Source organism: Nocardioides sp. F233 (assembly GCF_057813895.1).
Genome location: NZ_JBVASH010000001.1, coordinates 1 through 23,749 on the forward strand (window position 1 = coordinate 1; position 23,749 = coordinate 23,749).

The window sequence follows — 23,749 nt, forward strand, 5'->3', positions numbered from 1 at the left end:
GCGATACGTCGGCAATGGCCGACCACCCGGAGGCCGCGGCCCCGGACAAGTGTCAGGGAAGTCTTGAGACACCTTCTGTCAGGGATGTCCTGATACAGAACTGTCAGGGATCTCCTGAGACATCACAGCCGTGCAGCGGAATAGGCGACTTGTATTCGAACATATGTTCGAGTAGGATGAGCGCATGACTTCTCCCGGAGCGCTCGATCAGGCCACTGCCGTGGCCGAGCGTGCCGCGGAGCTGGCGGGCGCCGAGTGGGGCCTGCTGGACGGTCCCGAGTCTGTGGCGGGCGTGGAGGCGATCACCGCGGCGCGGTCGTTCCTGGACGCCGCACTGTTGCGGGGCGTTGCTCGCCTCGAGGCCACCGGCGCTCAACGTCCGTTGGGGTGGGCCTCGGTCAAGGACTTCCTGACCCACCTCACCGGCGGCCACAAGGGCACCGGCGGCGGCCTGGTCCGCGCCGCCGAGCAGCTGCGCGACCTCCCCGAGGTCCAGACCGCCCTCGAGTCCGGGCAAGTCACCCTGCCGCAAGCGCGGGCGATCGCCACCAAGGTGCACACGCTGCCCCGGGTCCACGAGTTCCGCACCGCGGTCGCAGGACGGATGCTCGAGCTGGTCGACACCCACGGCCACGACGCCAGTGATCTGCAGACCGCGTTCGGTGACGTGGTCCGTGAGCTCGACCCCAACGCGGAGATCATCAACGCCGAGAAGGAGAAGGCGAAGGCCGAACGCGCCGCCCACCACGCCCGCCACCTCTCCTTCGCCGAGGACGGCCACGGCGGCGTCAGGGTCAAGGGCTACGGCACCATCGAGGACGCCGAGAAGATCAAGGCCACCCTCCACCCCCTCGCCGCCCCGGCCACCACCGAACCCGGAGCCTGCGGTGGGGTGAGCCGTGCACCGGGTGAGGCGATGTTCGACGAGGATGGTGTCTCCACGAGCGCGGCGTGTCTGACGCCGGGATGTGGGCACGATGGGCGTGACCCCCGCGATGCAGGCGCCCGGCTGTGGGACGCCCTCGTCGACGCCTGCGACCGGCTCGCCGCCACCGACGACCTGCCCCGCGACCACGGCACCCAACCCCGCATCGTGGTGCTCATCGACCAGGAATCACTCAAGCAGAAGGTCATCGACGCCGGTCTGGCCCGCAACGGCGAGACCCCGACCGGCGCCAGGTTCTCAGCGAGCGCCGTACGACGCCTGGCCTGCGACGCCGAGATCATCCCCGGTGTGCTCGGTGCCCACGGCCAGGTGCTCGACGTGGGCCGTACCCAACGGCTCGTGACCGCGGCGATCTGGATCGCGCTGGTGATCCGGGACCGGCACTGCGCGTTCCCGGGCTGCACGAGGATGCCCCTCGCGTGCGATGCCCACCACGTTGTGCACTGGGCCGACGGCGGCCCCACTGCTCTCTCGAATCTCGTCCTGCTGTGTCGCCACCACCACGTCCTCCTCCACCAGACCCCCTGGGTCGTGAAGATCGACGACGACACCGGACGACCCGTCTGGACTCCACCACCCCGACACACCCTCGACGATCTGCGCAGATCCGGAATCACCTACCAAGCCGCGCGACCACGCGCCGCCTGAGCGACGCGCACGTAGGTTGGCCTCGTGCCGAGCCGTCTCGAGATCGTCCCCTTCCACGACCCGCCCATGCCGGCGGGGGCGTCGCCCTGGGTGGCGGGTGTCGGCCCGAGCTCGGACGTCGGCGCGCGCTCGGTTGGCGGGCGCTGCTCATCGAGCACGTCGGCTCTTTCGAGCACCGACTGATGCGGGGCATCGACCCGGTCAGTCACGTACACGTCTTCGGCCCGGAGAGCCCGGAGGTCGTCAGGCACCGGCAGTTGCGTGACCGGCTCCGTGGCAACGCCGACGACGGGCGGCAGGCGAGCACGGGATGCAGTACAACGCGCGCTAGGTGTGATGCCCAGGCGCGTTGGTCGAGGACCTGTGACGACACGGCCTGAGGTGTAGATGGGCGAAGGCCTCCCGGTGTGGAGTGGAGCTGTCTAAGGAACCGCTCCGCCACCAAGGAGGCCTTCGTGTCCCACGCTACCCATGCCAACGCCGCTCTGACCCCGCGTGCCCGACTCCGACTCGCCCGGCTGGTCGTCGAGCAGGGCTGGTCGCCGGCCCGCGCTGCCGAGCGCTACGACGTGTCTTGGCGGACCGCGAAGAAGTGGGCCGACCGCTACGAGGCTGAAGGACCAGCTGGGATGGTCGACCGGTCCTCCGCGCCTCATCACCAGCCCAACCGGACCCCGGCGCCAGTCGTGCGCAAGATCGTGCACCTGCGCTGGAAGCAGCGGCTCGGTCCGGTCGAGATCGCCGACCGACTCAACATGGCGTCCTCGACCGTGCACGCGGTCCTGGTGCGGTGCCGGCTCAACCGTCTGTCCCACATCGACCGCGCCACCGGCGAACCGATCCGCCGCTATGAGCATGAGGCGCCCGGCGATCTGCTCCACGTCGACGTCAAGAAGCTTGGCAAGGTGCCCGACGGCGGCGGCTGGCGCTACGTAGGCCGACAGCAAGGGTTGAAGAACCGAGCAGCGACCTCAGCCAGGACCGGAGTGCCGAAGAGCAAGTACCACCAGCCCTTGGTCGGAACCTGCTATCTGCACACCGTCATCGACGACCACTCCCGCGTGGCCTACGTCGAGGCCCGAGATGACGAGACCAAGGAGACCGCGACCGAGGTGCTGCGCCACGCAGTTGCCTGGTTCGCCGACCGCGGAGTGAGCGTGCGTCGCGTCCTGAGCGACAACGGCGGCGCCTACCGATCCCATCTGTGGCGCGATACCTGCGCCGAGCTCGGCGTCACCCCGAAACGGACCCGGCCCTACCGGCCGCAGACCAACGGGAAGATCGAGCGGTTCCACCGCACCCTGGCCGAGGGCTGGGCGTTCAAGAAGTTCTACAGCTCTGAATCAGCCCGGCTCGCGGCTCTGCCAGCATGGGTCCACGAGTACAACCACCACCGGCCCCACTCAGCAATCGGGAAGGCCGCACCCATCACCAGATTGAACAACCTGGCCGGGCATCACAGCTAGGAGCGGGTCGTGCGGGAGATCTACGAGCGCGCCTTCACGGCGATGGGCCTGCTCGATCCGACGGCGGGCTGACGCCCTCGGCACCTGAGGACCGCGACGCGGCACCTCAGGCGGAGGTGCGGAGGACCGCCGTATTCCTAGCGTGGACGGCATGACGATCCTGCTGTCCGATCCCCGCGTCCGTGCGGTTCCCGTGGCCGAGTGCGGCGAGCCGCTGGTGCGCCTCCCGCACGACCTCTCGCCCGCCGGCGCCCTGGTCCGCGCGGACCTGGCCGACCGGCTGGTCGCCGCCGACCGGTTGCTGCCGGCCGGCATCCGGCTCCGCGTGGTGGAGGGCTACCGGCCGGTCGAGGAGCAGCGCGCCATCGTGGCGTCGTACGGCGCCGAGCTGGCCGCGCTGCATCCCGGCATCGGTGACACGGCACTGGAACGGCTGACCAGTCGCTTCGTGGCTCCGGTCGAGGTGGCGCCGCACGTGGCCGGGGCGGCGGTCGACCTCACCCTGGTCGACATCACGGGTGACGAGCTCGACCTGGGTACGCCGATCGACGCGACGCCGGAGCAGAGCGACGGCCGGTGCTGGTTCGCGGCGGCGGGGATCGGCCAGGACGCGCGGGCGCACCGCACCCTGTTGGCCCGGGTGCTGCGCTCGCAGGGACTGGTGAACTACCCGACGGAGTGGTGGCACTGGAGCTACGGCGACCGGTACTGGGCGCTGCTCACCCACGCGCCGCACGCGCTCTACGGCCCGGTCGCCGCGGCGGTCGCGGCATGACCGGCGGGCTCGCCGTGGCCCCGCGCCCGGCGACGGCGTCGACGCCCCGGCTGACCGTCGACCTCGGCGCCGTCGCCCGCAACACCCGCACCCTCGCGGACCGTGCGTCCGGCGAGCTGATGGCCGTGGTCAAGGCCGACGGCTTCGGGCACGGCGCGACCGACGTGGCCCGGACCGCGCTGGCCCACGGCGCCACCCGGCTCGGGGTCACCCACCTCGCGGAGGCGTTCGCGCTGCGCGACGCGGGCCTCGTCGTACCTGTCCTCAGCTGGCTCAACCCGGTCGACGCCGACTTCCCTGCGGCCGCCGTCCGGGACATCGATGTCGCCGTCCCGAGCCTCGCCCACCTCGCGGCCGTGGCCGACGCACCGGGGAGGAGCCGGATCCACCTGCACGTCGACGCCGGCATGGCGCGCGACGGTGCCGAGCCCACCGAGTGGGCCGCACTGTGCCGCGCGGCCCGTCGCGCCGAGCAGCGTGGGGAGGTCGAGGTCGTCGGTGTGATGGGACACCTCGGCTGTGCCGACGACCCGGCCGACGCGTGCAACGCCCGCGGCCGGACCCGGTTCGCGTGGGCTGTCGAGGTCGCCCGCGCCGCCGGCCTGCGGCCCCGCGACCGGCACCTCGCCGCGACCGCCGCCACCCTCACGGACCCGCGCACCCACCACACGATGAGCCGCGTCGGCGCCGGCCTGGTCGGCATCGACTCGTCCCGGACCACCGCGCTGGAGCCGGCGATGACGTTGACCGCGCCGCTGGTGCAGGTACGACGTGTCCGCGCCGGCACCCCGGTCGGGTACGGCCACGACCACCGCACGACCCGCGCCACCCACCTCGGCCTGCTCCCGCTCGGGTACGCCGACGGCCTGCCGCGCGTCGCCTCCGAGCGCGCCGAGGTGCTGGTCCGCGGCGCACGGCGTCCGGTCGTCGGCCGGATCTCGATGGACCAGGTGGTCGTCGACCTCGGCGCCGACGGCGCGCAACCCGGCGAGACCGTCACCGTCTTCGGGCCCGGGCGCGACGGCGAGCCGACCGTCGCCGAGTGGGCCGCGTGGGCCGGCACGATCGAGCACGAGGTGGTCACCGGGATCGGCGCCCGCGTCCCGCGTCTGGTGCGCCCGACGTCGTACCTGCGGCGGCTGGCATGAGGACCCGGGTGGCCGTGATCGGCGGCGGGCAGAACTGCGAGCACGACGTCTCCCTCGCCTCCGCGGCCTCGGTCGCGGGCGCGCTCGACCCGGCGACGTACGACGTCGTCCCGCTCACCATCGGCCGCGACGGCACCTGGCGCGACCGCGGCCTGCGCCCGATCGGGCTCAGCGGCGCGGCCCAGGTGCTGCGCGGCTGCGACGTGGTGTTCCCCGTCGTGCACGGCCCGCGCGGCGAGGACGGCGCGCTGGCCGCGCTGTGCGAGCTCGCCGGCCTGCCGTACGTCGGCAGCGGCATCCGCCCCGGCGCGCTCGCGATGGACAAGTGGGCCACCAAGCTGGTCGCCCAGGCCGTCGGGATCGCGGTCGCACCCGGCGTCCTGGTCACCCGGGCGACGGCCGCGCACCTGCGCTGGACCCACCCGGTGGTGCTCAAGCCGGTCGCGGCCGGTTCGAGCCAGGGCGTCAGCCGGGTCGACGTACCTGATGCGCTTCAGCCCGCTCTCGACGCCGCGTTCGCGCTCGACGACCGGGTACTCGTCGAGGACCTGGTGGTCGGTCGCGAGGTGGACGTGGCGGTGCTGCGGCGCGCGGACGGCAGCCTGTTCGTCCCACCGGCACTGGAGATCGTGGCCGACGGGATCTTCGACTACGACGCGAAGTACGGCGGCCACGCGGACTTCCGGCTTCCCGCCCAGCTCGACGAGACCGACGCCAAGGCGCTCAAGGAGGCAGCGGTCGCCGTGTTCGAGGCGCTCGGCTGCGCGGGCGTCGCGCGGGTCGACTTCTTCCTCACCGACGCCGGCCCGGTGCTCAACGAGGTCAACACGATGCCTGGCATGACCGCGCACTCGCAGGCGCCCCGGATGTTCGCTGCCGGCGGGATGGCGTACGCCGAGCTGCTCGACGAGCTCGTCCGCTCCGCCCACCGATGAGGCGTGTGGTTCGCTGTCCGCAGACCATCCCGATCGACCCGGCAGGAGGACCGGCGTGAACCGTGCCGAGCGCTGGCTGCCGGACCTGGCCGCCGGGGCGGCCGCCTTCGTCATCGGGCTGCTCGAGGTCAAGCGGTCCTACGAGCCCGACCCGTGGGCCGCGCTGCTGGTCGTGATCGGCGTGGCGGTCGCGGTCGGCCTGTCCCGGCGGTTGCCCGCGGCGGCGCTCGTGGTCGCGTGGGGGACCGGGCTGGTGCAGGTCGTGATCGGCGTCGAACCGATGCTGACCGAGGTGCTGCTCGCGGTGGTCGCCTTCGGCTGCGCGCGGTGGGGCCGGCTGCCGACCGTGTGGCTCAGCGGTCTCTCGATCCCCGTGAGTGCGGCGATCGCGGTGCTGATGTGGTCGCCGTACGCCTTCTACGAGGCGCTGCAGATGCTCGGCGTCGATCGGCTCGCCATCGACGCCTACAGCCGCTACGACTGGCGGCTGGCCGCGGGACTGGTCGGCTTCGCACTGTTGGCGACGCCGTGGCTGCTCGGCCTGGCGCTCCGCTTCGCCGCCCGGTCGCAGGACTCGCGCCGCTCGCAGGTCGCCGCCGAGGCGCAGCGCGACCAGGCCGAGGAGATCGCGCGGCTGCGTGAGGAGCAGGCCCAGCTGGCCCGCGACGTGCACGACGTCGTCGGCCACTCGCTGGCCGTGATCCTGGCCCAGGCCGAGGCCGCGCAGTACCTCGAGGACGCTGACACCCAGGGCCTCAGGACCACGATGGCCAACATCGCCGGCTCCGCCCGGTCCTCGCTCGAGGACGTCCGGCAGGTGCTCTCCTCGACCGCCGGACAGGCCGGGCCCACCGCGGCCGCGCAGCACACCGACCTCGACAGCCTGGTCGACGGCGTGCGGGCGAGCGGGCACGAGGTGGTCACGACCGAGGTCGGTACGCCGCAGCCGATGCCGCCCGAGCTCGCGGTCGTCGCGTTCCGCGTGCTCCAGGAGATGCTGACCAACGCGATCAAGCACGGCCGGCGCGACCAGCCGGTCCACGTCGAGCGGCACTGGGAGGGTGACTTGCGGATCGAGGTCCGAAACGCCGTACCTGCGGGGGAATCGGCCGACAGCGGGGGCCAGGGGCTGGACGGGATGCGGCGCCGACTGGAGGCGGTCGGTGGCCGGCTCGACGTACGCCGCCGCGCGGATCCGCCGACCTTCACCGCGACCGCGTGGGTGCCGGTGAGGAACCGGTGATCAGCGTGCTGCTCGTCGACGACCAGGAGCTGTTCCGCGAGGGCGTCCGGGTGATCGTCGACGCCCAGGAGGGGATGGAGGTCGTCGGTACGGCGGCCGACGGCGTCGAGGCCGTGCGCCTGGTCGACGAGCTCGCACCCGACGTGGTGCTGATGGACATCCGGATGCCGGAGATGGACGGTGTCGAGGCGACCCGCCAGATCTTCCTGCCCGACCGCGCCGCCCGCCGCGAGAAGCCGGTCCGCGTCGTCGTGCTCACCACCTTCAACCTCGACGACCGCGCCGCGACCGCGATCAGGTACGGCGCCAGCGGGTTCCTGCTCAAGGGCACCACTCCGGTCATGCTGCGCGACGCCATCCGCACCGTGCACTCCGGCAACGCCGTGCTCGCCCCGGCCGACCTGTCCACCCTGCTCGACAGCCAGTTCAGGGCGGCCGCCGCCCCACCGGCGTCGTACACCGGCCTCACCGACAAGGAGCGCGAGGTCTTCGCCGCCGTCGCGCGCGGGCTGTCGAACCAGGAGATCGCCGGGCAGGTGTTCCTCAGCGAGTCGACCGTGAAGACCCACGTCGGCGCGATCCTGCGCAAGCTCGGGCTGCGCGACCGCGTGCAGATCGTGGTGTTCGCGCACGAGCACGGGCTGGCGGGCTGAGGGAGCCGACCGTGCCGAGCCGCCACGACATCGTCACCTTCCACGACCCGCCCGTCCCGCCCGGCGCCTCGCCGTGGGTCGACGGCGGCGGTCCTTCACCGGAGGTTGCGGTCGTGGCGGCGGATCCCGCATGGGCCGGCCTCTACGACGAGGTCGCTGCGGGGATCAGGGGAGCGCTCGGCTGGCGAGCGCTCGTCAACGAGCACGTCGGCTCCACCGCCGTCCCCGGCCTGCCCGCCAAGCCCGTGATCGACGTCGACCTCGTCGTCGCCGACCCGGCCGACGAGGCGGCGTACGTCCCCGCGCTGGAGGCGCTCGGCTTCGTGCTCCGGGTGCGTGAACCCTGGTGGTTCGAGCACCGACTGCTGCGCGGCAGCTCGCCGACCTCGCACGTGCACGTGTTCGGCCCCGACAGCCCCGAGGTGGTCAAGCACCGGATCTTCCGCGACTGGTTGCGCGGCAACCCCGACGAGCGCGAGCGGTACGCCGCCGCCAAGCTCGCCGCGTCCGCTGCCTCGAGCGCCGCGGGTGAGGACGGCATGCAGTACAACGCCCGCAAGGAGCAGGTGGTGCGCGAGATCTACGCGCGGGCGTTCGCGGCGGCCGGGCTGGTCTGAACGGCGCGGGTCTCGAGAAGCGCCCGTCGATCATGGCACCGCTCCCGAACCTGTGACGCCGTGTCACTACAATCCGGCCCATGCACCGGGTCGTCGCAGCAGGAGCCTTCGTGGTCCACGTGCTGTTCGTCGGCTTCACGGTCGTCGGTGGCTTCCTCGCCTGGCTGATGCCGTGGGTGGTCATCCCGCACCTCGCCGCCGCCGCGTGGGGTGGCCGGATGGCCGCGACCGACGCCGCCTGCCCGCTGTCGCGGCTCGAGGACTGGGGTCGCGAGGGCGCCGGCAAGCCGCGGATGGACGAGCGCGGGTTCATCGCGCACTACTTCGAGGGCCGGATCTACCCCTCGCGCCTGGCTCGTCGGGTCGAGGTCGGCGTCGCGACCGTCATCCTCGGTTCGTGGCTCGGGTTCGCGGTCCGCTGATCTCCCCAGCGCCCACGCAGTCCAGCGCCGCGAGGTAGCCGAACACGAGCGCCGGCCCGATCGTGGCACCCGGGCCGGCGTATGTGTGGCCCATGACGGCGGCGCTCGCGTTGCCCGCGGCGTACAGCCCCTCGATCACGCTGCCGTCCGCGCGCAACGCCCGCGCCCGCTCGTCGGTGAGCACGCCGCCCTTGGTGCCGAGGTCGGCGGGCACCATCCGGGCTGCATGGAACGGCGCCTTCGCGAGGACGCCGAGGCTCGGGTTGGGCTTGTTCGTGGTGTCGCCGTAGTAGTGGTCGTACGCCGACTCGCCGCGCTGGAAGTCGGCGTCCACCCCGGCCCGGGCGAACCCGTTGAACCGCTCGACGGTCGCGGAGAGCGAGGCAGCCGGTACGCCGATCGCCTCCGCCAGCGCCGACAGGCTCCCCGCCCGCGTGATGGCGCCGTCGGCCAGCCAGGACTTCGGCAGCGGCCGGCCGCCGGTGACGCCGGCGAACAGGTAGCGGTCGCGGTAGGTCTGGTCGAACACGAGCCAGCACGGGAGGTTCTCCGCCGGACCGTCGCCGGCGCCGTACGGGCCGCCGAACATCCGGTGCGTGGCCTCGACGTACGGCAGCGACTCGTTCATGAACCGCTCGCCGCGCGCGTTGACGATGATGCTGCCCGGCAGCGAGCGCTCGGCGAGTGCGAACCACGGGCCGCGGGGGAGCGGGATCGACGGCGCCCACCAGGCGTCGTCCATCAGCGCGGTCGCGGCGCCGACGTCGACCGCGGCCCGGATGCCGTCGCCGGTGTTGGTGGTGGCGCCGAGCGAGAGCTGCGGTCCGGCCGGCTCGCGCTGGTGCTCGGCGCGCATCGTGGCCGAGTGGTCGAAGCCGCCGCAGGCGAGGACCACCCCGCGCCGGGCGGTGATCCGGTCGCCGGTCGCCGTCAGGACACCGGTCACCCGGTCGCCGTCGCGGACCAGCTCGGCGAGGGCGGTGTCGAGCCGCAGGGGTACGCCGAGCTCGCGAAGCCCCACCAGCAGGGACGACGACAGCGCGCTGCCCAGCCCGACCAGGCGGCGTCCGCGCAGCCTCGCGAGGATCGTGCGCAGGCCGACCCGCAGCATGTGCAGCGGACCGCGCCAGTGCCGCAGCCCGGTGCTGAGCCAGCGGTAGTCGGACTGCTTGACCACCACGTTGAGCGGCGCCTTCGTGTAGAAGGGCTGCATCGTCGCGGCATCCGGGCCGATCCGGCGCGTGTCGAACGGCCGCGGCTCGCAGGACCGGCCGGCTGCCCGGCCGCCGGGCGCCTCGGGGAAGTAGTCCGAGTAGCCGCGCACCCACTCGAGGTCGAGCGCGGAGTTCTCGGCGAGGAAGCGCAGCGCCTCGGCCCCGCGGTCGAGGTAGGTGTCGATCCGGGCCGGGGCGACACCGGCGGCGGGATCGACGATGGCGTGCAGGTAGCGCCGGGCCTGCTCGAGGTCGTCGGCGGGTGCGTGCTTGCGGAGCACGTCGTTGCCGGGGATCCACACGCCGCCGCCCGATCGGGCCGTCGTACCGCCCCAGACGGGGGCTTTCTCCAGCACCACCGCGGACAACCCGTGCGCGGCGGCGGTGATCGCCGCCGCCATGCCGGCGCCGCCGGAACCCACCACGACCACGTCGAACGTCTCGTCGGCCATCTCGACTCCTTGATAGTCACTCCGAATGTGGGAGTTTCTATCAACTTGTGAGGATGTCCGCAACCGTGGGAGGGTCGCCGGGTGGCCCTGACCCTGCGCGAGCGCAACCGGCTGCGGGTGCGCCGCGACATCCAGGACGCCGCCTGGACGCTGTTCGCCGAGCGCGGCTTCGCGGCGGTGACGACCGACGAGATCGCCGCCGCGGCGGGCGTCTCGACGAGCACCTACTTCCGCTACGTCGCCGCCAAGGAGGACCTGCTCCTCCAGCCGCTGCTGGTCAGCAGTGCCGAGATCGTGGCGACGTACGCCGCCCGCCCCGACGACGAGCCGGTCGCGCCCGCGCTGTCCGCGGCCATCCGCGAGCGCAGCGCCGAGGTGCCGGACGCCGAGCTGCGCCACTGGCGCGACGCGATGCGCACCGCGCCCGAGCTGTCCCCCCGCGTCGTCCTGATCACCGACGGCGACCGCGCCGAGCTGGTCGCGATCGCCGCCGGAAGGATGGGGGTGCCCGACGGCGACGTCCGGGCGGGCGTCGCCGTCGAGGTCGTGCTGGCGGCGGCCGAGTACGCCTACCGCCGGTGGCTGGCCGCGGAGGATCAGTCGTTGCTGGAGCTGATCGACGCAGCGCTGGACGAGGTCGTCTCCGGCGCCTGGCGCTGAGCCGGCTCCCACGGGAAGCCGTCGGGGTCACTCGCCGCGGTGTCGCCACCGACGAGCACCACGCGGTGCGAGCCGCTGCCCTCGATCGGTACGCCGGCGTCCTTGGCCAGCGCCTTGCGGGGCAGCAGGCCGAGGGTCACCGCGCCCGAACCGGGCTCGAACTCGACGTACTTCCGCCCGAAGCTGCGGGCCACCCCGAAGCCGCGGTCGACGTAGAACTGCTTGGTGGCGGTGATGTCGTCGCAGCCGATGAGCAGCACGATGCTCTCGATGTCGCGGCTGGCCGGGCCCTTGTTCTTCTTCGACGAGCTGACGACCTTCCAGATCGCGCCGTCGGGCGCCCGCAGCACGCCGCCGTAGCCCCAGAAGGACTTGGCGACAGGCTTGATCGCGGTGGCCCCGGCCGCCAGGGCGGTCTCGGCGAAGCTGTCGACGTCGGCCGGCTGGGCCAGGGTGAGGGAGACGTGGAAGCCGCGGAAGCCGTCGGTCGGTGCGTCGGAGGCACGGAAGTCGAGCGGCAGGTCCGGACCGAAGGCCCGGGCGTAGAAGTCGCGAGCGGCGGCCGGGTCGGCCACCTCGAGGAGGATGGTGTCCAGGGAGTTCGTGTTCATGTCCCTGACGCTATGACCGACCCGGCCGCCGCTGCTTCTCGATTCCTGACGGGTTGAGCTCGTCGAGTAGCCCGAGCCGCTAGGCGAGGGCGTATCGAGACGCAGGGTGAGGCGTCTCGATACGCCGCTCGCTGGCGCTCGCGGCTACTCGACGGACTCTGGCTTGAACGAGCGCAGCCGCAGGCTGTTGGACACCACGAACACCGACGAGAACGCCATCGCGGCGCCGGCCAGCATCGGGTTGAGCAGGCCGGCCGCGGCGAGCGGCAGGGCGGCGACGTTGTAGGCGAAGGCCCAGAACAGGTTGCCCTTGATCGTGGCCAGGGTCCGCCGGGACAGGCGGATCGCGTCGACCGCGACCTGCAGGTCACCGCGCACCAGGGTCAGGTCACTGGCCTCGATCGCCACGTCGGTGCCGGTGCCCATCGCCAGGCCGAGGTCGGCCTGGGCGAGCGCGGCGGCGTCGTTGACGCCGTCGCCGACCATCGCCACCACGCGGCCCTCGTCCTGCAGCCGCTTGACGACGTCGACCTTGTCGGCAGGCAGGACGTCGGCGATCACGTCGGCCTCGTCGATGCCGACCTCCGCCGCCACGGTCCGGGCCACCACGGCGTTGTCGCCGGTGAGCAGCACCGGCCGCAGCCCGAGCTCCCGGAGCTGGGTGATCGCGGTGGCCGAGGTCGGCTTGATCGCGTCGGCGACCACGATGACCCCGCGCGCACGGCCGTCCCAGCCGACCGCGACCGCCGTACCGCCGGTGTCCTGGGCCTGCGCCAACGCGGCGGCCAGGGCCGGCGACAGGTGCTGCGACCACTCCTCCAGCAGGCGTGGCCGGCCGACGAGCACCGCGTGCGATGCGTCGCCGTCGAGCAGCACGCCCTGCACACCGAGGCCCTCGATGTTCGCGAAGTCCCCGACCGCCGGCAGCGGACCGGCCTCGCGGGCGGCGTCGGCGATGGCGCGGGCGATCGGGTGCTCGGAGGAGTCCTCCAGCGCACCGGCGTACCGCAGCACCTCCGCAGCGTCCTCGCCGTCGTCGGCGATCACGTCGCGCAGGGTCATCCGGCCGGTCGTGACCGTGCCCGTCTTGTCGAGGACGACGGTGTCGACGGCCTTCGTGGACTCCAGCACCTCAGGCCCCTTGATCAGGATGCCCAGCTGGGCGCCGCGCCCGGTGCCGACCATGAGGGCAGTCGGCGTGGCCAGGCCGAGGGCGCACGGGCAGGCGATGATGAGGACGGCGACCGCGGCGGTGAACGCCGCGGCGAGGCCGTTGCCCGTGCCGAGCCAGAAGCCGAGCGTGCCGGCCGCGAGCAGGATGACGATGGGCACGAAGATCCCGGAGATCCGGTCGGCCAGGCGCTGCACCTGGGCCTTGCCGTTCTGGGCGTCCTCGACCAGCCGTGCCATCTGCGCGAGCTGGGTGTCGGCGCCGACCCGGGTCGCGCGGACGACCAGCCTGCCGCCTGCGTTGACCGTCGCGCCCACCACGGCGTCGCCCTCGCCGACCTCGACCGGCACGGACTCGCCGGTCAGCATCGAGGCGTCGACCGCGGAGGAGCCGCGCTCGACCACGCCGTCGGTGGCGATCTTCTCGCCGGGGCGTACGACGAACCGGTCGCCCACCGTCAGCTCCCCCACCGGGACGCGAACCTCGACGTCGTCGGGCCCGAGCACCGCCACCTCCTTGGCACCGAGCTCGAGCAGCGCCTTGAGCGCCGCCCCGGCCCGCCGCTTCGAGCGCTGCTCGAAGTAGCGCCCGGCCAGGATGAACGTCGTCACGCCGGCCGCGGCCTCGAGGTAGATGTTGCCGCTGCCGTCGCTGCGCTCGATGGTCAGCTCGAACGGGTGCTTCATCCCGGTCGTGCCGGCGGTGCCCCAGAACAGCGCGTACAGCGACCAGCCCAGCGCGGCGAGCGTGCCGAGCGAGATCAGCGTGTCCATGGTGGAGGTGCCGTGGCGCAGGTTGGTCCAGGCCGCCTTGTGGAACGGGTACGCGCCCCACACCACGACCGGCGCCGCCAGGGTCAGCGACAGCCACTGCCAGTTGTCGAACTGGAACGCCGGCACCATCGCCATCGCGATCACCGGCACCGTCAGCAGCGCCGAGACGACCAGCCGCTGCCGCAGTGTCGCGACCGGATCCGGCTCTGCTGCGGGCTCCTGGCCCTCGGCAGCGGGCGGCTTCGGCAGCGAGGCGCCGTAGCCCGCCGCCTCGACGGCGGCGACCAGGTCGTCGGTCGAGACACCCTCGGCGTACGACACCTTCGCCTTCTCGGTCGCGTAGTTGACGGTCGCGGTGACGCCCTCGAGCTTGTTGAGCTTGCGCTCGATCCGGTTGGCGCACGACGCGCAGGTCATCCCGGTCAGCGCGAGCTCGACCTGGCTCTTTGGCCCGTCAGTGTGCGTGTCCACTGCCCTGTCCCTCCTGCTGGCCGTGCTTCTCCCCGGCCCCGGAGCTCCCGGCGGCGACGGTGAACGCCGCGGTGCGGACGACGCCGTCGTGCTGGAAGTCGAGGTAGAGGTGGTAGGTGCCGGCGCTGGGGACGGCCGTGTGGAACACGACGTCCGGCCCGGGCTGCGTCGTACCGTCGCCGGGCTCGCCGTCCGGGTGGACGTGGAGGTAGGCGAGGTCACCGCTGCGCAGCGCGACGAGGTGGCCGTAGGCGCCGAGGTAGGGCTGCAGGTCGGTGACGGGCTTCCCGTCCTTGCTGACGCTCAGCGTGAGCTTCGCGTCGGCGCCGGCGGAAAGGTCGCCGTCGAGGGTGACCCGGTAGCCGTCGACCGTGGCGGTGCGGTTCTCCTGCGCCGGCGGTGCCGCCTCGAACGCACCGTCGACCGCGAGGTCGGTGCCGAGGGTCAGCGCCTCGCCGCCGGTGGCCTTGAAGTCGGCGAACAGCCGCCACGTCCCGGGCGTCAGCGCGAGGTCGGTCGACCAGGTGCCGTCGTCGAGGGTGGGGTGGACGTGCTGGAAGCCGCTGAAGTCGCGTCGTACGGCGATCAGGTGGAGCTGCTTGTCGTGCTGGACGTCGTACGACGTCACGGGGGCGCCGTCGGGTCCGGTGATGGTGAAGCTCACCGGTATCGCGCTGCCGGCAGCGGCCTGCGTGCGGTCGAGGGTGAGGGTGTAGCCGTCCTGCGAGGTCATGAGTCCTCCGGGGATCTCGGTTCCCCCGGCCGGCGCCGGCGTCAGGTGGGTGCGCTCCGCGTGCGTGTCGTGGGTCGCGGGCTCCGCGCCGACCGGGCCGATGGCCCGGCCGGCGAGGAGGGCGACTCCGAACACGACCGCGGCGACGGCACCGAAGCCGGCCAGCCGTGTCGGGGTGTTCATGCGAGCTGGTAGCCGGCCTCCTCGACGGCGGCCTTCACGGCGGACTCGTCGAGGGGGGCGGCGCTGGTGATGGTGACCGCACCGGTGGGCAGGTCGACCGCGACGTCCTGGACGCCGGCGATCTCCTGCACCTCCTCGGTGACGGAGGAGACGCAGTGGCCGCAGGTCATGCCGGTGACGGTGAAGGTCTGGGTGGTGCTCATCGGAGGATTCCTCTCGTTGGGGATGGACGTCGGATCGGGACGCGTCAGGAACGGACCAGGCGGGCGATGGCGTCGGAGGCCTCCTTGAGCTTGATGTCGGCCTCCTCGCCCCCTTCCTTGGCGGCGTTCACGACGCAGTGCGCCATGTGCTCGTCGAGCAGGCCGAGGGCGACGGACTGGAGGGCCTTCGTCATGGCGGAGACCTGGGTGAGGATGTCGATGCAGTACTGCTCCTCCTCGACCATCCGCTGCAGACCCCGCGCCTGGCCCTCGATGCGGCGCAGCCGCTTGAGGTAGTCGTCCTTGGTGCGGTTGGCGATGTAGCTGTGCTGGTGCTCCGCGCCGGTGTCGCTGTGTGCCATGGCCCTCTGTCCTTCGTGTGCTGGGAATCGACCTGCCCGAACAGGATACCCCCCTGCGGTATTCCGTGGTAGCGTCCCGATCCGTTCAGTACGGTACCCCCCTAGGGTATCTGTTCGTCAAGAAGGAGATCCACGATGTCTGTCCTCACCCCACCGGAGACCAGCCGCGGCAACCGCCGCTGGCTCGGGCTCGCGGTGATCGCCGCCGCCCAGTTCATGGTCATCATGGACACCTCGATCATCGGCGTGGCCCTGCCCGAGATGCAGCGCGACCTCGGCTTCACGCCGGAGAACCTGTCCTGGGTGTTCAACGCGTACGTCGTCGCGTTCGGCGGCCTGCTGCTGCTCGGCGGCAAGGTGTCCGACGTCCTCGGTGCCCGCTCCGTCTTCGCCGCTGGCTGGGTCGTCCTCGCCGCCGGCTCACTCGTGGCCGCGGTCGCCGGCAACGTCGAGGTCGAGCTCGCCGGCCGTGCGATCCAGGGCGCGGGCGCCGCGCTCATCGCGCCCTCCGCGCTGACCCTGCTGATGATGCTGTTCGGCGGCAACCCGCGCGAGCTCACCAAGGCACTCGCGCTGTACGGCGCGGCCGCGCCCGCCGGCGGCACCGCTGGTGTCTTCCTCGGCGGTGTGATCACCGAGTACCTCAGCTGGCCGTGGGTGTTCGCGATCAACATCCCGATCGCGCTGCTGATCCTCGCCCTCGTCCCGTCCTCGATGCCGGCCGGTCGCTCGGGTGCGTCGCGGCGGGTCGATGTCATCGGTGCGGTCACGGTGACCGCCGGCCTCGCCGCCGTGGTGTACGCCGTGGTCCAGGCTCCCGAGGTCGGCTGGGGTGCCGCACGCACCTGGTGGGTGCTCGGTGCCGGCGTCCTGCTGGTCGCCGTCTTCGTCGCCCAGCAGGCCCGCGGCCGCGACCCGCTGCTCCGCCTCGGCATCTTCCGCGCGCCCGACCTGGCCGCTGCCAACCTCGCCCAGCTGCTGCTCGGCGCGGCGTGGATCCCGATGTGGTTCTTCCTGAACCTCTACCTGCAGCAGGTTCTCGGCTTCACCGCGTTCCCGAGCGGCGCGGCGCTGCTGCCGATGACGCTGCTGATCATGGTCGGGATGGTGGTGCTCGCCCCTCGCGTCCTCGCCGTGCTCGGCGTACGGACCGCGACCGTCACCGGGCTGGTCCTGCTCGCCGCCGGCATGGCCTGGCTGGCGATGATCGACGCGGACGGCAGCTACGCGGTCGACGTACTCCCTGCCTCGCTGGTCGCCGCCCTCGGCATGTCGCTCGCCTTCATCCCCACCCTCGGCACGGCGATCTCCGCCGCGCCGCCGGAGGAGGGCGGCCTCGCCTCGGGCATCGTCAACACCAGCTACCAGATCGGCTCGGCCCTCGGCCTCGCCGTGATGACCGCGATCGCAGCGGGCGCCGGCGCCGACCGGCTGGGCGACCCGGCCGCGCTCACCGAGGGCTACTCGGCGGCGTTCGTCGGCGCGGCGGTCGTGGCCGCGGTGGGTGCGCTCGCCTCGGCCGCGCTGCTCCGGGGACCTGAGCGCTCGTCGAGTAGCCGCCGAAGCGAGGGACGAGCGTAGGTGGCGTATCGAGACGCCGCTCGCGACGTGTTCCGGGTCGCCGCCGCGTGCGCACTGCGCTGCGCGGCGGCGGCCCTGGCCGGCTCGGTCGTGCCACGATCGCCGGGTGGCACCGGTGATCGTCCGACCTCGGCGTGCTGCTGACCTGCCTGCGCTGGCCGCGGTGCTGCGGCAGCAGCAACCGGCGACCCGGTATCCGTTCCGTGACCCGCTGCCGGTCCCGGTCGAGCAGTTCCTCCACGCCGACGCGGCGGCGGCGTGGACCGCGGAGGTCGACGGCCGCCCGGTCGGTCACGTGTGCCGGACCGGGCCTGCCGCCGGCTTCCCGGACGCGGCCGCACTCAACGACGTGTGCGCCCGGGCTCATGACTGCGAGGTCGCGGACCTCGCCTGGGTCAGCACGCTCTTCGTGGACAGCGGCGTTCGCGGACACGGCGTCGGCCGCCTGCTGCTCGACACCGTGGTCGCCGACATACGGGCGACGGGCCTCCGACCGTGCCTCGAGGTGCTGCCGGTCCACCCGGCGGCGTTGGCGCTCTACCGGCGCGCCGGCTGGACGGAGGTGCTGAGCCTGCGTCCCGAGTGGTTGCGCATGGCGGCTGGCGACGACGGGCCAGATGTGCTGGTGCTGACGCTTCCCGCCGCCTGACGGTCATGGAGTTCCGGCGCAAAGACCGGCCCGGCGGCACCGCTCTAGCCCACCAGCCCGACCACGAACGTCCCGACGCCGAGCGCCGCGCACAGCCCGAGCGTGCGCAGCGGGCTCCACCCCCACCTGAACATCACGCCGAGTGCGACGGCGGTGATCGCGAAGGCCACCGGGTCCCACGAGCCGAGCACGGGGACGTCGACGTGGATCCACCCGGCGTCGACGCTCCGGTTGCGGTCGAACAGGTTGTGCAGCGCGAAGAACACCGCGAGGTTCGCGATCACGCCGACCACGGCGGCGGTGATGCCGGTGAGGGCGGCGCCGAGGCCGCGGTTGTCGCGGAGGCGCTCGACGTACGGCGCTCCGAGGAGCACGAACAGGAAGCACGGCACGAAGGTCACCCAGGTGACGAGCAGCGACGCCAGGACCGCCGCGACCCACGGGTCGAGCGATCCGGGCTGGCGGTAGGCGCCGACGAAGGCGACGAACTGGACCACCATGATCAGCGGTCCGGGGGTGGTCTCGGCGAGGGCCAGGCCGCGGACCATCTCGCCGGGTGCCAGCCAGTGGAAGACGCCGACGGCCTGCTGGGCGACGTACGACAGGACGGCGTACGCGCCGCCGAAGGTGACGACCGCGGCGCCGGAGAAGAACAGGCCCTGGTCGACGAAGACGGAGGTGCCGGTCGTGCCGGCGAGGACGGCGAACGCGGCCACCGGTGCGAACCACAGCACGGCCCCCAGCAGCAGCACGCTCCCGGAGCGGCGGACGGTCGGCAGCTCGTGGTGCAGGGCGTCGTCGCTGATCAGCGGTTCGGGTCCGTCGCCGGAGGCGTGGACCGGGGGCTCGCGAAGGGCGGGGAGACGCAGGCTGAGCAGCCAGCCGAGCAGGCCGGCCGTGAAGACCACGACCGGGAAGGGCACCGCGAAGAAGGTGAGGGCGGCGAAGGACGCGACGGCGAGGGCGACCAGGGCCGGGTGGTGCAGCGCCCGCTTGCCGACCCGGTGCACGGCCTGGACGACGATCGCGATGACCGCGGGCGCGACCCCGGCGAAGAGCGCGGTGACGACGTCGGTCTCGCCGTACCCGACGTAGATCCCCGACAGCACGAGCAGCGCGAGCATCCCGGGGAGCACGAACAGGCCTCCCGCGATCAGGCCGCCGCGGATCCCGTTGAGGAGCCAGCCGGTGTAGATCGCCAGCTGCTGGGCCTCGGGCCCCGGCAGCAGCATGCAGAAGTTGAGCGCGTGCAGGAAGCGCTTCTGGCCGATCCACCGCTTCTCGTCGACCAGCTTGTGCTGCATCACCGCGATCTGGCCGGCCGGGCCCCCGAAGGTCTGCAGCGAGATCTGGAACCACGCCCTGGTCGCTTCCCGCAGCGGGATGACGTCGCCACCGGTCGGGTGGAGCGGATCGGGCCGCGCGCCGGACATGGCAGCAATGTCCCACACCAGGCCCTCAGAGCAGCGCGCGGTAGCTGCCCACGACCTCCGGCCGGTTGAGGAGCACGACACCGACCAAGGCGTCCTGGTGGTGGTAGCCGAGGACCGGGGCCTCGCTCAGCTGCCCGTCGAGGACCCGGTGGTCCCGGGTGCCGAGCCCGGGCAGGCCCAGCCCCTGCAGGCGTACGCCGAGCTGGTCGGTCCAGAACGTCGGCAGCGGGTCGAACGGAGCGGCCGCCGCCGCCGGCGCCCCGAGCTGCGCGGCAAGGGTGCGGCCGGCGTGCCGGCCCGACTCGGAGGCGAACGCCCAGTGCTCGACGCGGACCAGGCGCCCGCCGTACCGCCGCGAGGGGAAGCGGACGACGTCGCCGCAGCCCACGACCCGCGCGGTGCCGACCACGGCCAGGTGCTCGTCGCAGAGCAGCCCGTCGGTCAGGTCGAGGTCGTTGCCGCCGAGCCAGTCGGTGCTGGGGACCGAGCCGACGGTCTCGACGACGAGGTCGGCCCGCACCTCGGTCCCGTCGGACAGCCAGGCGCCGGAGGCCGAGTAGCCGAGGACCGCACTGCCGGTGTGGAAGACGGTGCCGCGCTCCTCGTGGCGTCGGCGCAGCTCGCCGGCCAGGGACGTGCCGAGGACCGACTGCATCGGGACCTCGTCGGGACCGACGACGACCTGGACCGCGACCCCGGCGTCGGTGAGCATCGAGGCGAGCTCGCAGCCGAGGACCCCGCCACCGACGACCAGCGCGGTCCGCGCGCCGGTCGCACGCTCGCGCAGGAGCGCGGCGTCCTCGAGGGTGCGCAGGGTCAGCGGTGCCGGGCCGGGCAGCGGGAGCCGGCGGGCGCGGACGCCGGTCGCGACGACGAGCCCGTCGTAGTCGACGGTCTCACCGTCCGGGAGCGTCAGCCGGCGTGAAGCCAGGTCTGCCCCGACGACGCGGGTCGACGTGCGCCACTGCACGTGCTCGGAGTCCGGCAGCGTGAACGACGCCGGCTCGAGCGGTCCGGCCAGCAGGTCCTTCGACAGCGGCGGGCGGGAGTACGGCGGGTGCGGCTCGTCGCCCAGCACCGTGATCCGGCAGTCCAGGCCGGAGCGCAGCAGCGCCTCGACGGCCCGGAGCGCGGCGAGTCCGGCGCCGACGACCGCGACGTACCGCGGCCGGTCAGGCCCTCGGTCAGACCCCCGGTCAGGCATCGTCGCCGACGAGCTCGATCGCCTGCGCGGGGCACGCGAACATGGCCTCCTCGAGCTCGTCGCGCATCGCGTCCGGCAGCGGCTCGGAGCGGAACTCGTCGAGGCCGCCCCTGCGCAGTCCGAGCTTCCCGCGCTTGTCGAGCGGGAAGGACGAGGACGTGAAGGCGCAGTGCCCGTGGTCCTGGCAGGCGCGCAGGTCGACGACGAATCTCATGTGTCCATGGCACCGCACCGGCCGGTACCGTCGCTACGCCGCCGGCGGCCTCCCCGTCTGGGATTGCAGACGTTGAGACGCGTTCCCCGGCGACGAGACGAGGACTAGCGTGCGAGGCGTGCGAGAGGTCCCGGCAGCCGCGAACGCGATGGCCATGCTGCGCTTCCTGGCGGGTCAGCCGAGCCCCGTGACGGCCGCGGTGCTGGCCGCCGAGGTGGGGGTGCCGCGCTCGACGACGTACCAGCTGCTGGCCACGATGGAGGCCCAGGGCTTCGTCATGTCCTACCCGGAGGACCGGCGCTTCGGGCTCGGCCCGGCGGCGTACGACCTCGGCGCGGGCTACCTGCGCCAGGTCCCGCTGCAGCGGATCGCGCGCACGCCGGTGGCGGCGCTCAAGGAGCGGGTCGGGTTCAGCGTGCACATGACGGTGCTGCACGGCCGCGATGTCGTCTACGTCCTCGAGGACAAGGTGCCGGGCGGCCCGCACCTGCTCACCGAGGTGGGCGTCCGCCTCCCCGCCGTGCGTACGGCGAGCGGCCGGGCCATGCTCGCGATGCTCACCCCCGAGCAGCTGCGCGCCAGCCTCACCGCCCTGCCCGGGCTCGACCGCGGCGCCGGCCAGTCCCGGCTCAGCGCGGTCCGCGAGGAGCTGCGCCACGTCCGGGCGCGCGGCTACGCGACCGAGGTCGGCGAGGTCGCCGACGGCCTGGCGTCGGTGGCGGTCGCGGTCATCGACTCGCAGGAGTACCCGGTCGCCTGTGTCGCGGTGACCTACCCGATCGGTGCGGTGGCGCCGGACAGCGTCGAGGCGCTCGCCGGCGAGGTCACGCGGACGGCGCGAGAGCTGGGGCGGCGGATGGGACGGCGCGCGAGCGGTGCAGCCACCCGAGCAGCACGACCGGGATGACCAGCGGCACGAACGCGTAGCCGGCGCCGTACGCCGACCACACGGTCGGGTCCGGGAACAGCCCGGGCGCAGTGAGGCTGAGCGTCCCGACGGCGAGGACGCCGGCGAGCTCGACGCCCGCGAGGAGGCCGATCAGGCGGCGGCGCTGCCCGGCGCGGCGCGGGCTGGTGGCGACGTACCCCGCGAGGTAGCAGCAGAACGCCAGCGTCGACAGGGCGTGGGAGAGGGGCGCGTGGCCCGGGTCGTCCAGCCATTCGACGAGCGAGCGGCCGCCCGCGGCGACGGCGAAGAGCAGGTAGAGGGCGCGGGCGAGGATCATGAGATCGCCTCGATCCGCAGCGCGAGGACGACGGTCGCGAGGCAGCCGATGCCCGCGGTGAGGGCGCGGGAGCGCCCGGTCGCGCCGGTGCCGAGGACCAGCGCGGGCAGCAGCAGCGCCCCGGCCAGCAGGTAGGCGACCTGCTTGGCCTCGACCGGCCGGTCGTCGCCGGCGAGGTCGACGGCGTGGACCAGCACCAGGGCCAGGATCGCCAGCTCCAGCGCGCCGAGGACCAGGCCGAGGTCGCGCGAGAGGCCACGGCCGGTGGCCGCGGCGAGGGTGCACGCGCCACCGGCACCGAGCGCGAAGAGCACGGTGCCGGCGGCGATCGAGGTGGTGGTCACGCGGTGGCCGTGGCCCGCGCGGCCTCGCGGGCCTTCTTGCGGCGGTGCCGGATCGCCCAGCTGGTCAGGCCGGTCGTGAGCAGGAGCAGCGGAGCCAGGCCGAACACGGCCCAGACCAGCCGCACCCAGCCGTTCAGGTACCAGCCGAAGTGGCTCGGGTAGAGCAGCTCCTCGTAGACCCGGTTCTGGACCGGGGCGTCGTGCCCGCTCCACACGACCTTGGTGTGCGTCGGGTCGTACTTGTCGACGTACACCCAGTCGTTGCCGGCGAGCATCGTGCCGTCGTAGGGGTCCCAGTCGGGCTCGGAGATCTCGAAGAGGTACGCCGACGCGGGGTCGCTCGGGTCCGGCAGCGTGTGGTTGCTGATCCGCCCGTCGACCTGGGTCAGCGCGGCCTTCGCGGCCTCGTCGAGGCCGATCTCGGTGGCGCCGTCCGTCGGCTCGCTGGCGAAGTCCCAGTTGAGCGCCTTGACCTGGCCGGTGTCGCCGCCGGTGACGGCCAGCAGGCCCTGCTCGATCGCCGGGTACTTGGCGGCCGCGCCGGTCAGGCCCCACATCAGCAGGAAGGGCAGCGCGATGATGCCGACGACCTTGTGCAGCTCGCGGTGGGTGATGTAGCGGGACTTGCCGCGGCGGAACCGGAAGCCGCTCGAGATCCGGCGCAGACCGGGCCACCACAGGTAGAGCCCGGACAGCGCGAGCAGCACCAGCGCGACGCCGAGCAGGCCGATCAGCGAGTCGCCGAGGGTCTTGCCCTCCAGTGCGGAGATGCCGAAGCTCGGCATCGAGGTGGCCATGAACGGGAGGTAGCCGGGGTAGCGCGGACTGGAGAGGCCGAAGGCGTGCAGGTTCTCGACGAAGCCCTGGAACCCGCCGTAGTAGTGGCCGGAGCCGGTGATCTTCCCGGTGCCCGGGTCGACGCCGTACGCCAGGTTGAGGCGCTGGTCGGCCACCACGTAGATGCCGCTGTCGGAGACGACGTTGCCGGCGGTGAAGTCGGGGTGCGCGTCCCGGACCACCTCGAGCGCCTGCTGCGCGGTGATCGGGTGTGCCGAGTGGGTCGGCTGGTACATGTCGGCGTTGCGTGCCCGGAAGCTCTCCGCGCCGTACAGCAGCGGGACGCCGGCGGCCATCAGCACGACCAGGAAGGCGGAGACCACCAGCGACGTCCAGCGGTGCACCGCGGCGAGCCTGATCCGGAGCCCCTGCTTGCGCGGCTTCGGCCGCGCCTGCTCGGCTGCCACCGTCGGCTGCTCGGTGTCCTGTGCCATCGTGACCCCCTTCGACGCCTCGGCCGGCGTCTTCCTCGTCGGCAAAGTTAGGCGTGACGGGGCCTCCGGGTCTGTGGCCGGGACACGGATCCCGTCTGGGATTGCAGACGTTGTGGACGCGACCCTCGGGCGGAGCGGGGC

Annotated in this window: 25 protein-coding genes; 13 read left to right on the forward strand and 12 right to left on the reverse strand. The window is 72.8% G+C overall.

Features of this window, described 5'->3' with window-relative positions; genetic code table 11:
- Positions 1-184: 184 nt before the first annotated feature.
- The 9 genes from ACZYRU_RS00005 (at position 185) to ACZYRU_RS00045 (ending at position 8,853) form a co-directional block, all read left to right on the forward strand.
- A complete protein-coding gene (locus tag ACZYRU_RS00005; protein WP_488955017.1) occupies positions 185-1,594 on the forward strand; it encodes an HNH endonuclease signature motif containing protein in 1,410 nt (469 codons plus the stop codon).
- 455 nt (positions 1,595-2,049) lie between these two features.
- Entirely contained in the window at positions 2,050-3,060 is a 1,011-nt protein-coding gene (locus ACZYRU_RS00010; protein WP_488955018.1) for an IS481 family transposase, read from the forward strand.
- Positions 3,061-3,211: 151 nt separating this feature from the next.
- Positions 3,212-3,835: a M15 family metallopeptidase gene (locus ACZYRU_RS00015; protein WP_488955019.1), complete on the forward strand. Its 624-nt coding sequence runs from the start codon at positions 3,212-3,214 to the stop codon at positions 3,833-3,835.
- Complete coding sequence (gene alr, locus ACZYRU_RS00020) at positions 3,832-4,983, forward strand: alanine racemase (protein WP_488955020.1); 1,152 nt, start codon at positions 3,832-3,834, stop codon at positions 4,981-4,983. The genes ACZYRU_RS00015 and alr overlap by 4 nt, the downstream gene beginning before the upstream one ends.
- Positions 4,980-5,918, forward strand: a complete 939-nt coding sequence (locus tag ACZYRU_RS00025) for a D-alanine--D-alanine ligase family protein (protein WP_488955021.1) — start codon at positions 4,980-4,982, stop codon at positions 5,916-5,918. The genes alr and ACZYRU_RS00025 overlap by 4 nt, the downstream gene beginning before the upstream one ends.
- 55 nt (positions 5,919-5,973) lie before the next feature.
- Positions 5,974-7,161 (forward strand): sensor histidine kinase, encoded by a 1,188-nt coding sequence (locus ACZYRU_RS00030; protein ID WP_488955022.1) that lies wholly within the window; start codon positions 5,974-5,976, stop codon positions 7,159-7,161.
- Positions 7,137-7,814, forward strand: a complete 678-nt coding sequence (locus ACZYRU_RS00035) for a response regulator (protein ID WP_488955023.1) — start codon at positions 7,137-7,139, stop codon at positions 7,812-7,814. Before ACZYRU_RS00030 ends, ACZYRU_RS00035 begins: the two co-directional genes overlap by 25 nt.
- Before the next feature lie 11 nt (positions 7,815-7,825).
- Positions 7,826-8,431 (forward strand): GrpB family protein, encoded by a 606-nt coding sequence (locus ACZYRU_RS00040; RefSeq protein WP_488955024.1) that lies wholly within the window; start codon positions 7,826-7,828, stop codon positions 8,429-8,431.
- An 80-nt stretch (positions 8,432-8,511) separates the two neighbouring features.
- Entirely contained in the window at positions 8,512-8,853 is a 342-nt protein-coding gene (locus ACZYRU_RS00045; RefSeq protein ID WP_488955025.1) for a DUF2784 domain-containing protein, read from the forward strand.
- On the opposite strand, the gene kstD is transcribed toward ACZYRU_RS00045, so the two are convergent.
- A complete protein-coding gene (gene kstD / locus ACZYRU_RS00050) occupies positions 8,816-10,519 on the reverse strand; it encodes a 3-oxosteroid 1-dehydrogenase (protein ID WP_488955026.1) in 1,704 nt (567 codons plus the stop codon). The genes ACZYRU_RS00045 and kstD overlap by 38 nt on opposite strands.
- An 81-nt stretch (positions 10,520-10,600) precedes the next feature.
- Between kstD and ACZYRU_RS00055 the strand changes: the two genes are divergently transcribed.
- Positions 10,601-11,179 (forward strand): TetR family transcriptional regulator, encoded by a 579-nt coding sequence (locus ACZYRU_RS00055; protein ID WP_488955027.1) that lies wholly within the window; start codon positions 10,601-10,603, stop codon positions 11,177-11,179.
- On the opposite strand, the gene ACZYRU_RS00060 is transcribed toward ACZYRU_RS00055, so the two are convergent.
- The 5 genes from ACZYRU_RS00060 to ACZYRU_RS00080 form a co-directional block, all read right to left on the reverse strand.
- Positions 11,116-11,790, reverse strand: a complete 675-nt coding sequence (locus ACZYRU_RS00060) for a glyoxalase (protein ID WP_488955028.1) — start codon at positions 11,788-11,790, stop codon at positions 11,116-11,118. The two genes, ACZYRU_RS00055 and ACZYRU_RS00060, sit on opposite strands and share 64 nt — an antisense overlap.
- 144 nt (positions 11,791-11,934) lie before the next feature.
- Positions 11,935-14,151: a heavy metal translocating P-type ATPase gene (locus ACZYRU_RS00065; RefSeq protein ID WP_488956227.1), complete on the reverse strand. Its 2,217-nt coding sequence runs from the start codon at positions 14,149-14,151 to the stop codon at positions 11,935-11,937.
- 37 nt (positions 14,152-14,188) lie between these two features.
- Positions 14,189-15,121, reverse strand: a complete 933-nt coding sequence (locus ACZYRU_RS00070) for a DUF8832 domain-containing protein (protein ID WP_488955029.1) — start codon at positions 15,119-15,121, stop codon at positions 14,189-14,191.
- Complete coding sequence (locus ACZYRU_RS00075; RefSeq protein WP_488955030.1) at positions 15,118-15,324, reverse strand: heavy-metal-associated domain-containing protein; 207 nt, start codon at positions 15,322-15,324, stop codon at positions 15,118-15,120. The genes ACZYRU_RS00070 and ACZYRU_RS00075 overlap by 4 nt, the downstream gene beginning before the upstream one ends.
- 44 nt (positions 15,325-15,368) lie before the next feature.
- Positions 15,369-15,686, reverse strand: a complete 318-nt coding sequence (locus tag ACZYRU_RS00080) for a metal-sensitive transcriptional regulator (protein WP_488955031.1) — start codon at positions 15,684-15,686, stop codon at positions 15,369-15,371.
- A gap of 135 nt (positions 15,687-15,821) precedes the next feature.
- On the opposite strand from ACZYRU_RS00080, the gene ACZYRU_RS00085 reads away from it, so the two are divergent.
- Positions 15,822-17,267 (forward strand): MFS transporter, encoded by a 1,446-nt coding sequence (locus ACZYRU_RS00085; RefSeq protein ID WP_488955032.1) that lies wholly within the window; start codon positions 15,822-15,824, stop codon positions 17,265-17,267.
- A gap of 106 nt (positions 17,268-17,373) precedes the next feature.
- Positions 17,374-17,916, forward strand: a complete 543-nt coding sequence (locus ACZYRU_RS00090) for a GNAT family N-acetyltransferase (protein ID WP_488955033.1) — start codon at positions 17,374-17,376, stop codon at positions 17,914-17,916.
- Between the two features lie 44 nt (positions 17,917-17,960).
- Here the strand turns inward: ACZYRU_RS00090 and chrA are convergent, their stop codons facing one another.
- The 3 genes from chrA to ACZYRU_RS00105 are packed head-to-tail and all read right to left on the reverse strand — an operon-like array spanning position 17,961 to position 20,767.
- Positions 17,961-19,349: a chromate efflux transporter gene (gene chrA / locus ACZYRU_RS00095; RefSeq protein ID WP_488955034.1), complete on the reverse strand. Its 1,389-nt coding sequence runs from the start codon at positions 19,347-19,349 to the stop codon at positions 17,961-17,963.
- 25 nt (positions 19,350-19,374) lie between these two features.
- Entirely contained in the window at positions 19,375-20,553 is a 1,179-nt protein-coding gene (locus ACZYRU_RS00100) for an NAD(P)/FAD-dependent oxidoreductase (RefSeq protein ID WP_488955035.1), read from the reverse strand.
- Positions 20,546-20,767, reverse strand: a complete 222-nt coding sequence (locus ACZYRU_RS00105) for a ferredoxin (RefSeq protein ID WP_488955036.1) — start codon at positions 20,765-20,767, stop codon at positions 20,546-20,548. The genes ACZYRU_RS00100 and ACZYRU_RS00105 overlap by 8 nt, the downstream gene beginning before the upstream one ends.
- A 118-nt stretch (positions 20,768-20,885) precedes the next feature.
- Here ACZYRU_RS00105 and ACZYRU_RS00110 point away from each other — a divergent pair, with 118 nt between their 5' ends.
- Positions 20,886-21,674, forward strand: a complete 789-nt coding sequence (locus ACZYRU_RS00110; RefSeq protein ID WP_488955037.1) for an IclR family transcriptional regulator — start codon at positions 20,886-20,888, stop codon at positions 21,672-21,674.
- Here ACZYRU_RS00110 and ACZYRU_RS00115 read toward each other — a convergent pair.
- Genes ACZYRU_RS00115 through ACZYRU_RS00125 form a run of 3 tightly spaced genes read right to left on the reverse strand, consistent with a single transcriptional unit; the run spans position 21,592 to position 23,608 of the window.
- Positions 21,592-21,993 carry a hypothetical protein gene (locus ACZYRU_RS00115; RefSeq protein WP_488955038.1) on the reverse strand — a complete coding sequence of 134 codons (402 nt, stop codon included), beginning with the start codon at positions 21,991-21,993 and terminating at the stop codon, positions 21,592-21,594. The genes ACZYRU_RS00110 and ACZYRU_RS00115 overlap by 83 nt on opposite strands.
- Positions 21,990-22,337, reverse strand: a complete 348-nt coding sequence (locus ACZYRU_RS00120) for a hypothetical protein (RefSeq protein ID WP_488955039.1) — start codon at positions 22,335-22,337, stop codon at positions 21,990-21,992. The genes ACZYRU_RS00115 and ACZYRU_RS00120 overlap by 4 nt, the downstream gene beginning before the upstream one ends.
- The gene (locus ACZYRU_RS00125; protein WP_488955040.1) at positions 22,334-23,608 is read right to left on the reverse strand and encodes a PepSY-associated TM helix domain-containing protein; all 1,275 of its coding nucleotides are present in this window, start codon (positions 23,606-23,608) and stop codon (positions 22,334-22,336) included. Before ACZYRU_RS00125 ends, ACZYRU_RS00120 begins: the two co-directional genes overlap by 4 nt.
- Positions 23,609-23,749 lie beyond the last annotated feature (141 nt).

Excerpts from the sequence above, each read along its gene's own strand:
- ACZYRU_RS00005 (WP_488955017.1), top strand. The coding sequence starts at position 185 with ATGACTTCTCCCGGAGCGCTCGATCAGGCCACTGCCGTGGCCGAGCGT.
- ACZYRU_RS00015 (WP_488955019.1), top strand. The coding sequence starts at position 3,212 with ATGACGATCCTGCTGTCCGATCCCCGCGTCCGTGCGGTTCCCGTGGCC.
- alr (WP_488955020.1), top strand. The coding sequence starts at position 3,832 with ATGACCGGCGGGCTCGCCGTGGCCCCGCGCCCGGCGACGGCGTCGACG.
- ACZYRU_RS00025 (WP_488955021.1), top strand. The coding sequence starts at position 4,980 with ATGAGGACCCGGGTGGCCGTGATCGGCGGCGGGCAGAACTGCGAGCAC.
- ACZYRU_RS00045 (WP_488955025.1), top strand. The coding sequence starts at position 8,512 with ATGCACCGGGTCGTCGCAGCAGGAGCCTTCGTGGTCCACGTGCTGTTC.
- kstD (WP_488955026.1), bottom strand. The coding sequence starts at position 10,519 with ATGGCCGACGAGACGTTCGACGTGGTCGTGGTGGGTTCCGGCGGCGCC.
- ACZYRU_RS00060 (WP_488955028.1), bottom strand. The coding sequence starts at position 11,790 with ATGAACACGAACTCCCTGGACACCATCCTCCTCGAGGTGGCCGACCCG.
- ACZYRU_RS00065 (WP_488956227.1), bottom strand. The coding sequence starts at position 14,151 with ATGACCTGCGCGTCGTGCGCCAACCGGATCGAGCGCAAGCTCAACAAG.
- ACZYRU_RS00070 (WP_488955029.1), bottom strand. The coding sequence starts at position 15,121 with ATGAACACCCCGACACGGCTGGCCGGCTTCGGTGCCGTCGCCGCGGTC.
- ACZYRU_RS00075 (WP_488955030.1), bottom strand. The coding sequence starts at position 15,324 with ATGAGCACCACCCAGACCTTCACCGTCACCGGCATGACCTGCGGCCAC.
- ACZYRU_RS00080 (WP_488955031.1), bottom strand. The coding sequence starts at position 15,686 with ATGGCACACAGCGACACCGGCGCGGAGCACCAGCACAGCTACATCGCC.
- ACZYRU_RS00085 (WP_488955032.1), top strand. The coding sequence starts at position 15,822 with ATGTCTGTCCTCACCCCACCGGAGACCAGCCGCGGCAACCGCCGCTGG.
- chrA (WP_488955034.1), bottom strand. The coding sequence starts at position 19,349 with ATGTCCGGCGCGCGGCCCGATCCGCTCCACCCGACCGGTGGCGACGTC.
- ACZYRU_RS00100 (WP_488955035.1), bottom strand. The coding sequence starts at position 20,553 with ATGCCTGACCGGGGGTCTGACCGAGGGCCTGACCGGCCGCGGTACGTC.
- ACZYRU_RS00105 (WP_488955036.1), bottom strand. The coding sequence starts at position 20,767 with ATGAGATTCGTCGTCGACCTGCGCGCCTGCCAGGACCACGGGCACTGC.
- ACZYRU_RS00115 (WP_488955038.1), bottom strand. The coding sequence starts at position 21,993 with ATGATCCTCGCCCGCGCCCTCTACCTGCTCTTCGCCGTCGCCGCGGGC.
- ACZYRU_RS00125 (WP_488955040.1), bottom strand. The coding sequence starts at position 23,608 with ATGGCACAGGACACCGAGCAGCCGACGGTGGCAGCCGAGCAGGCGCGG.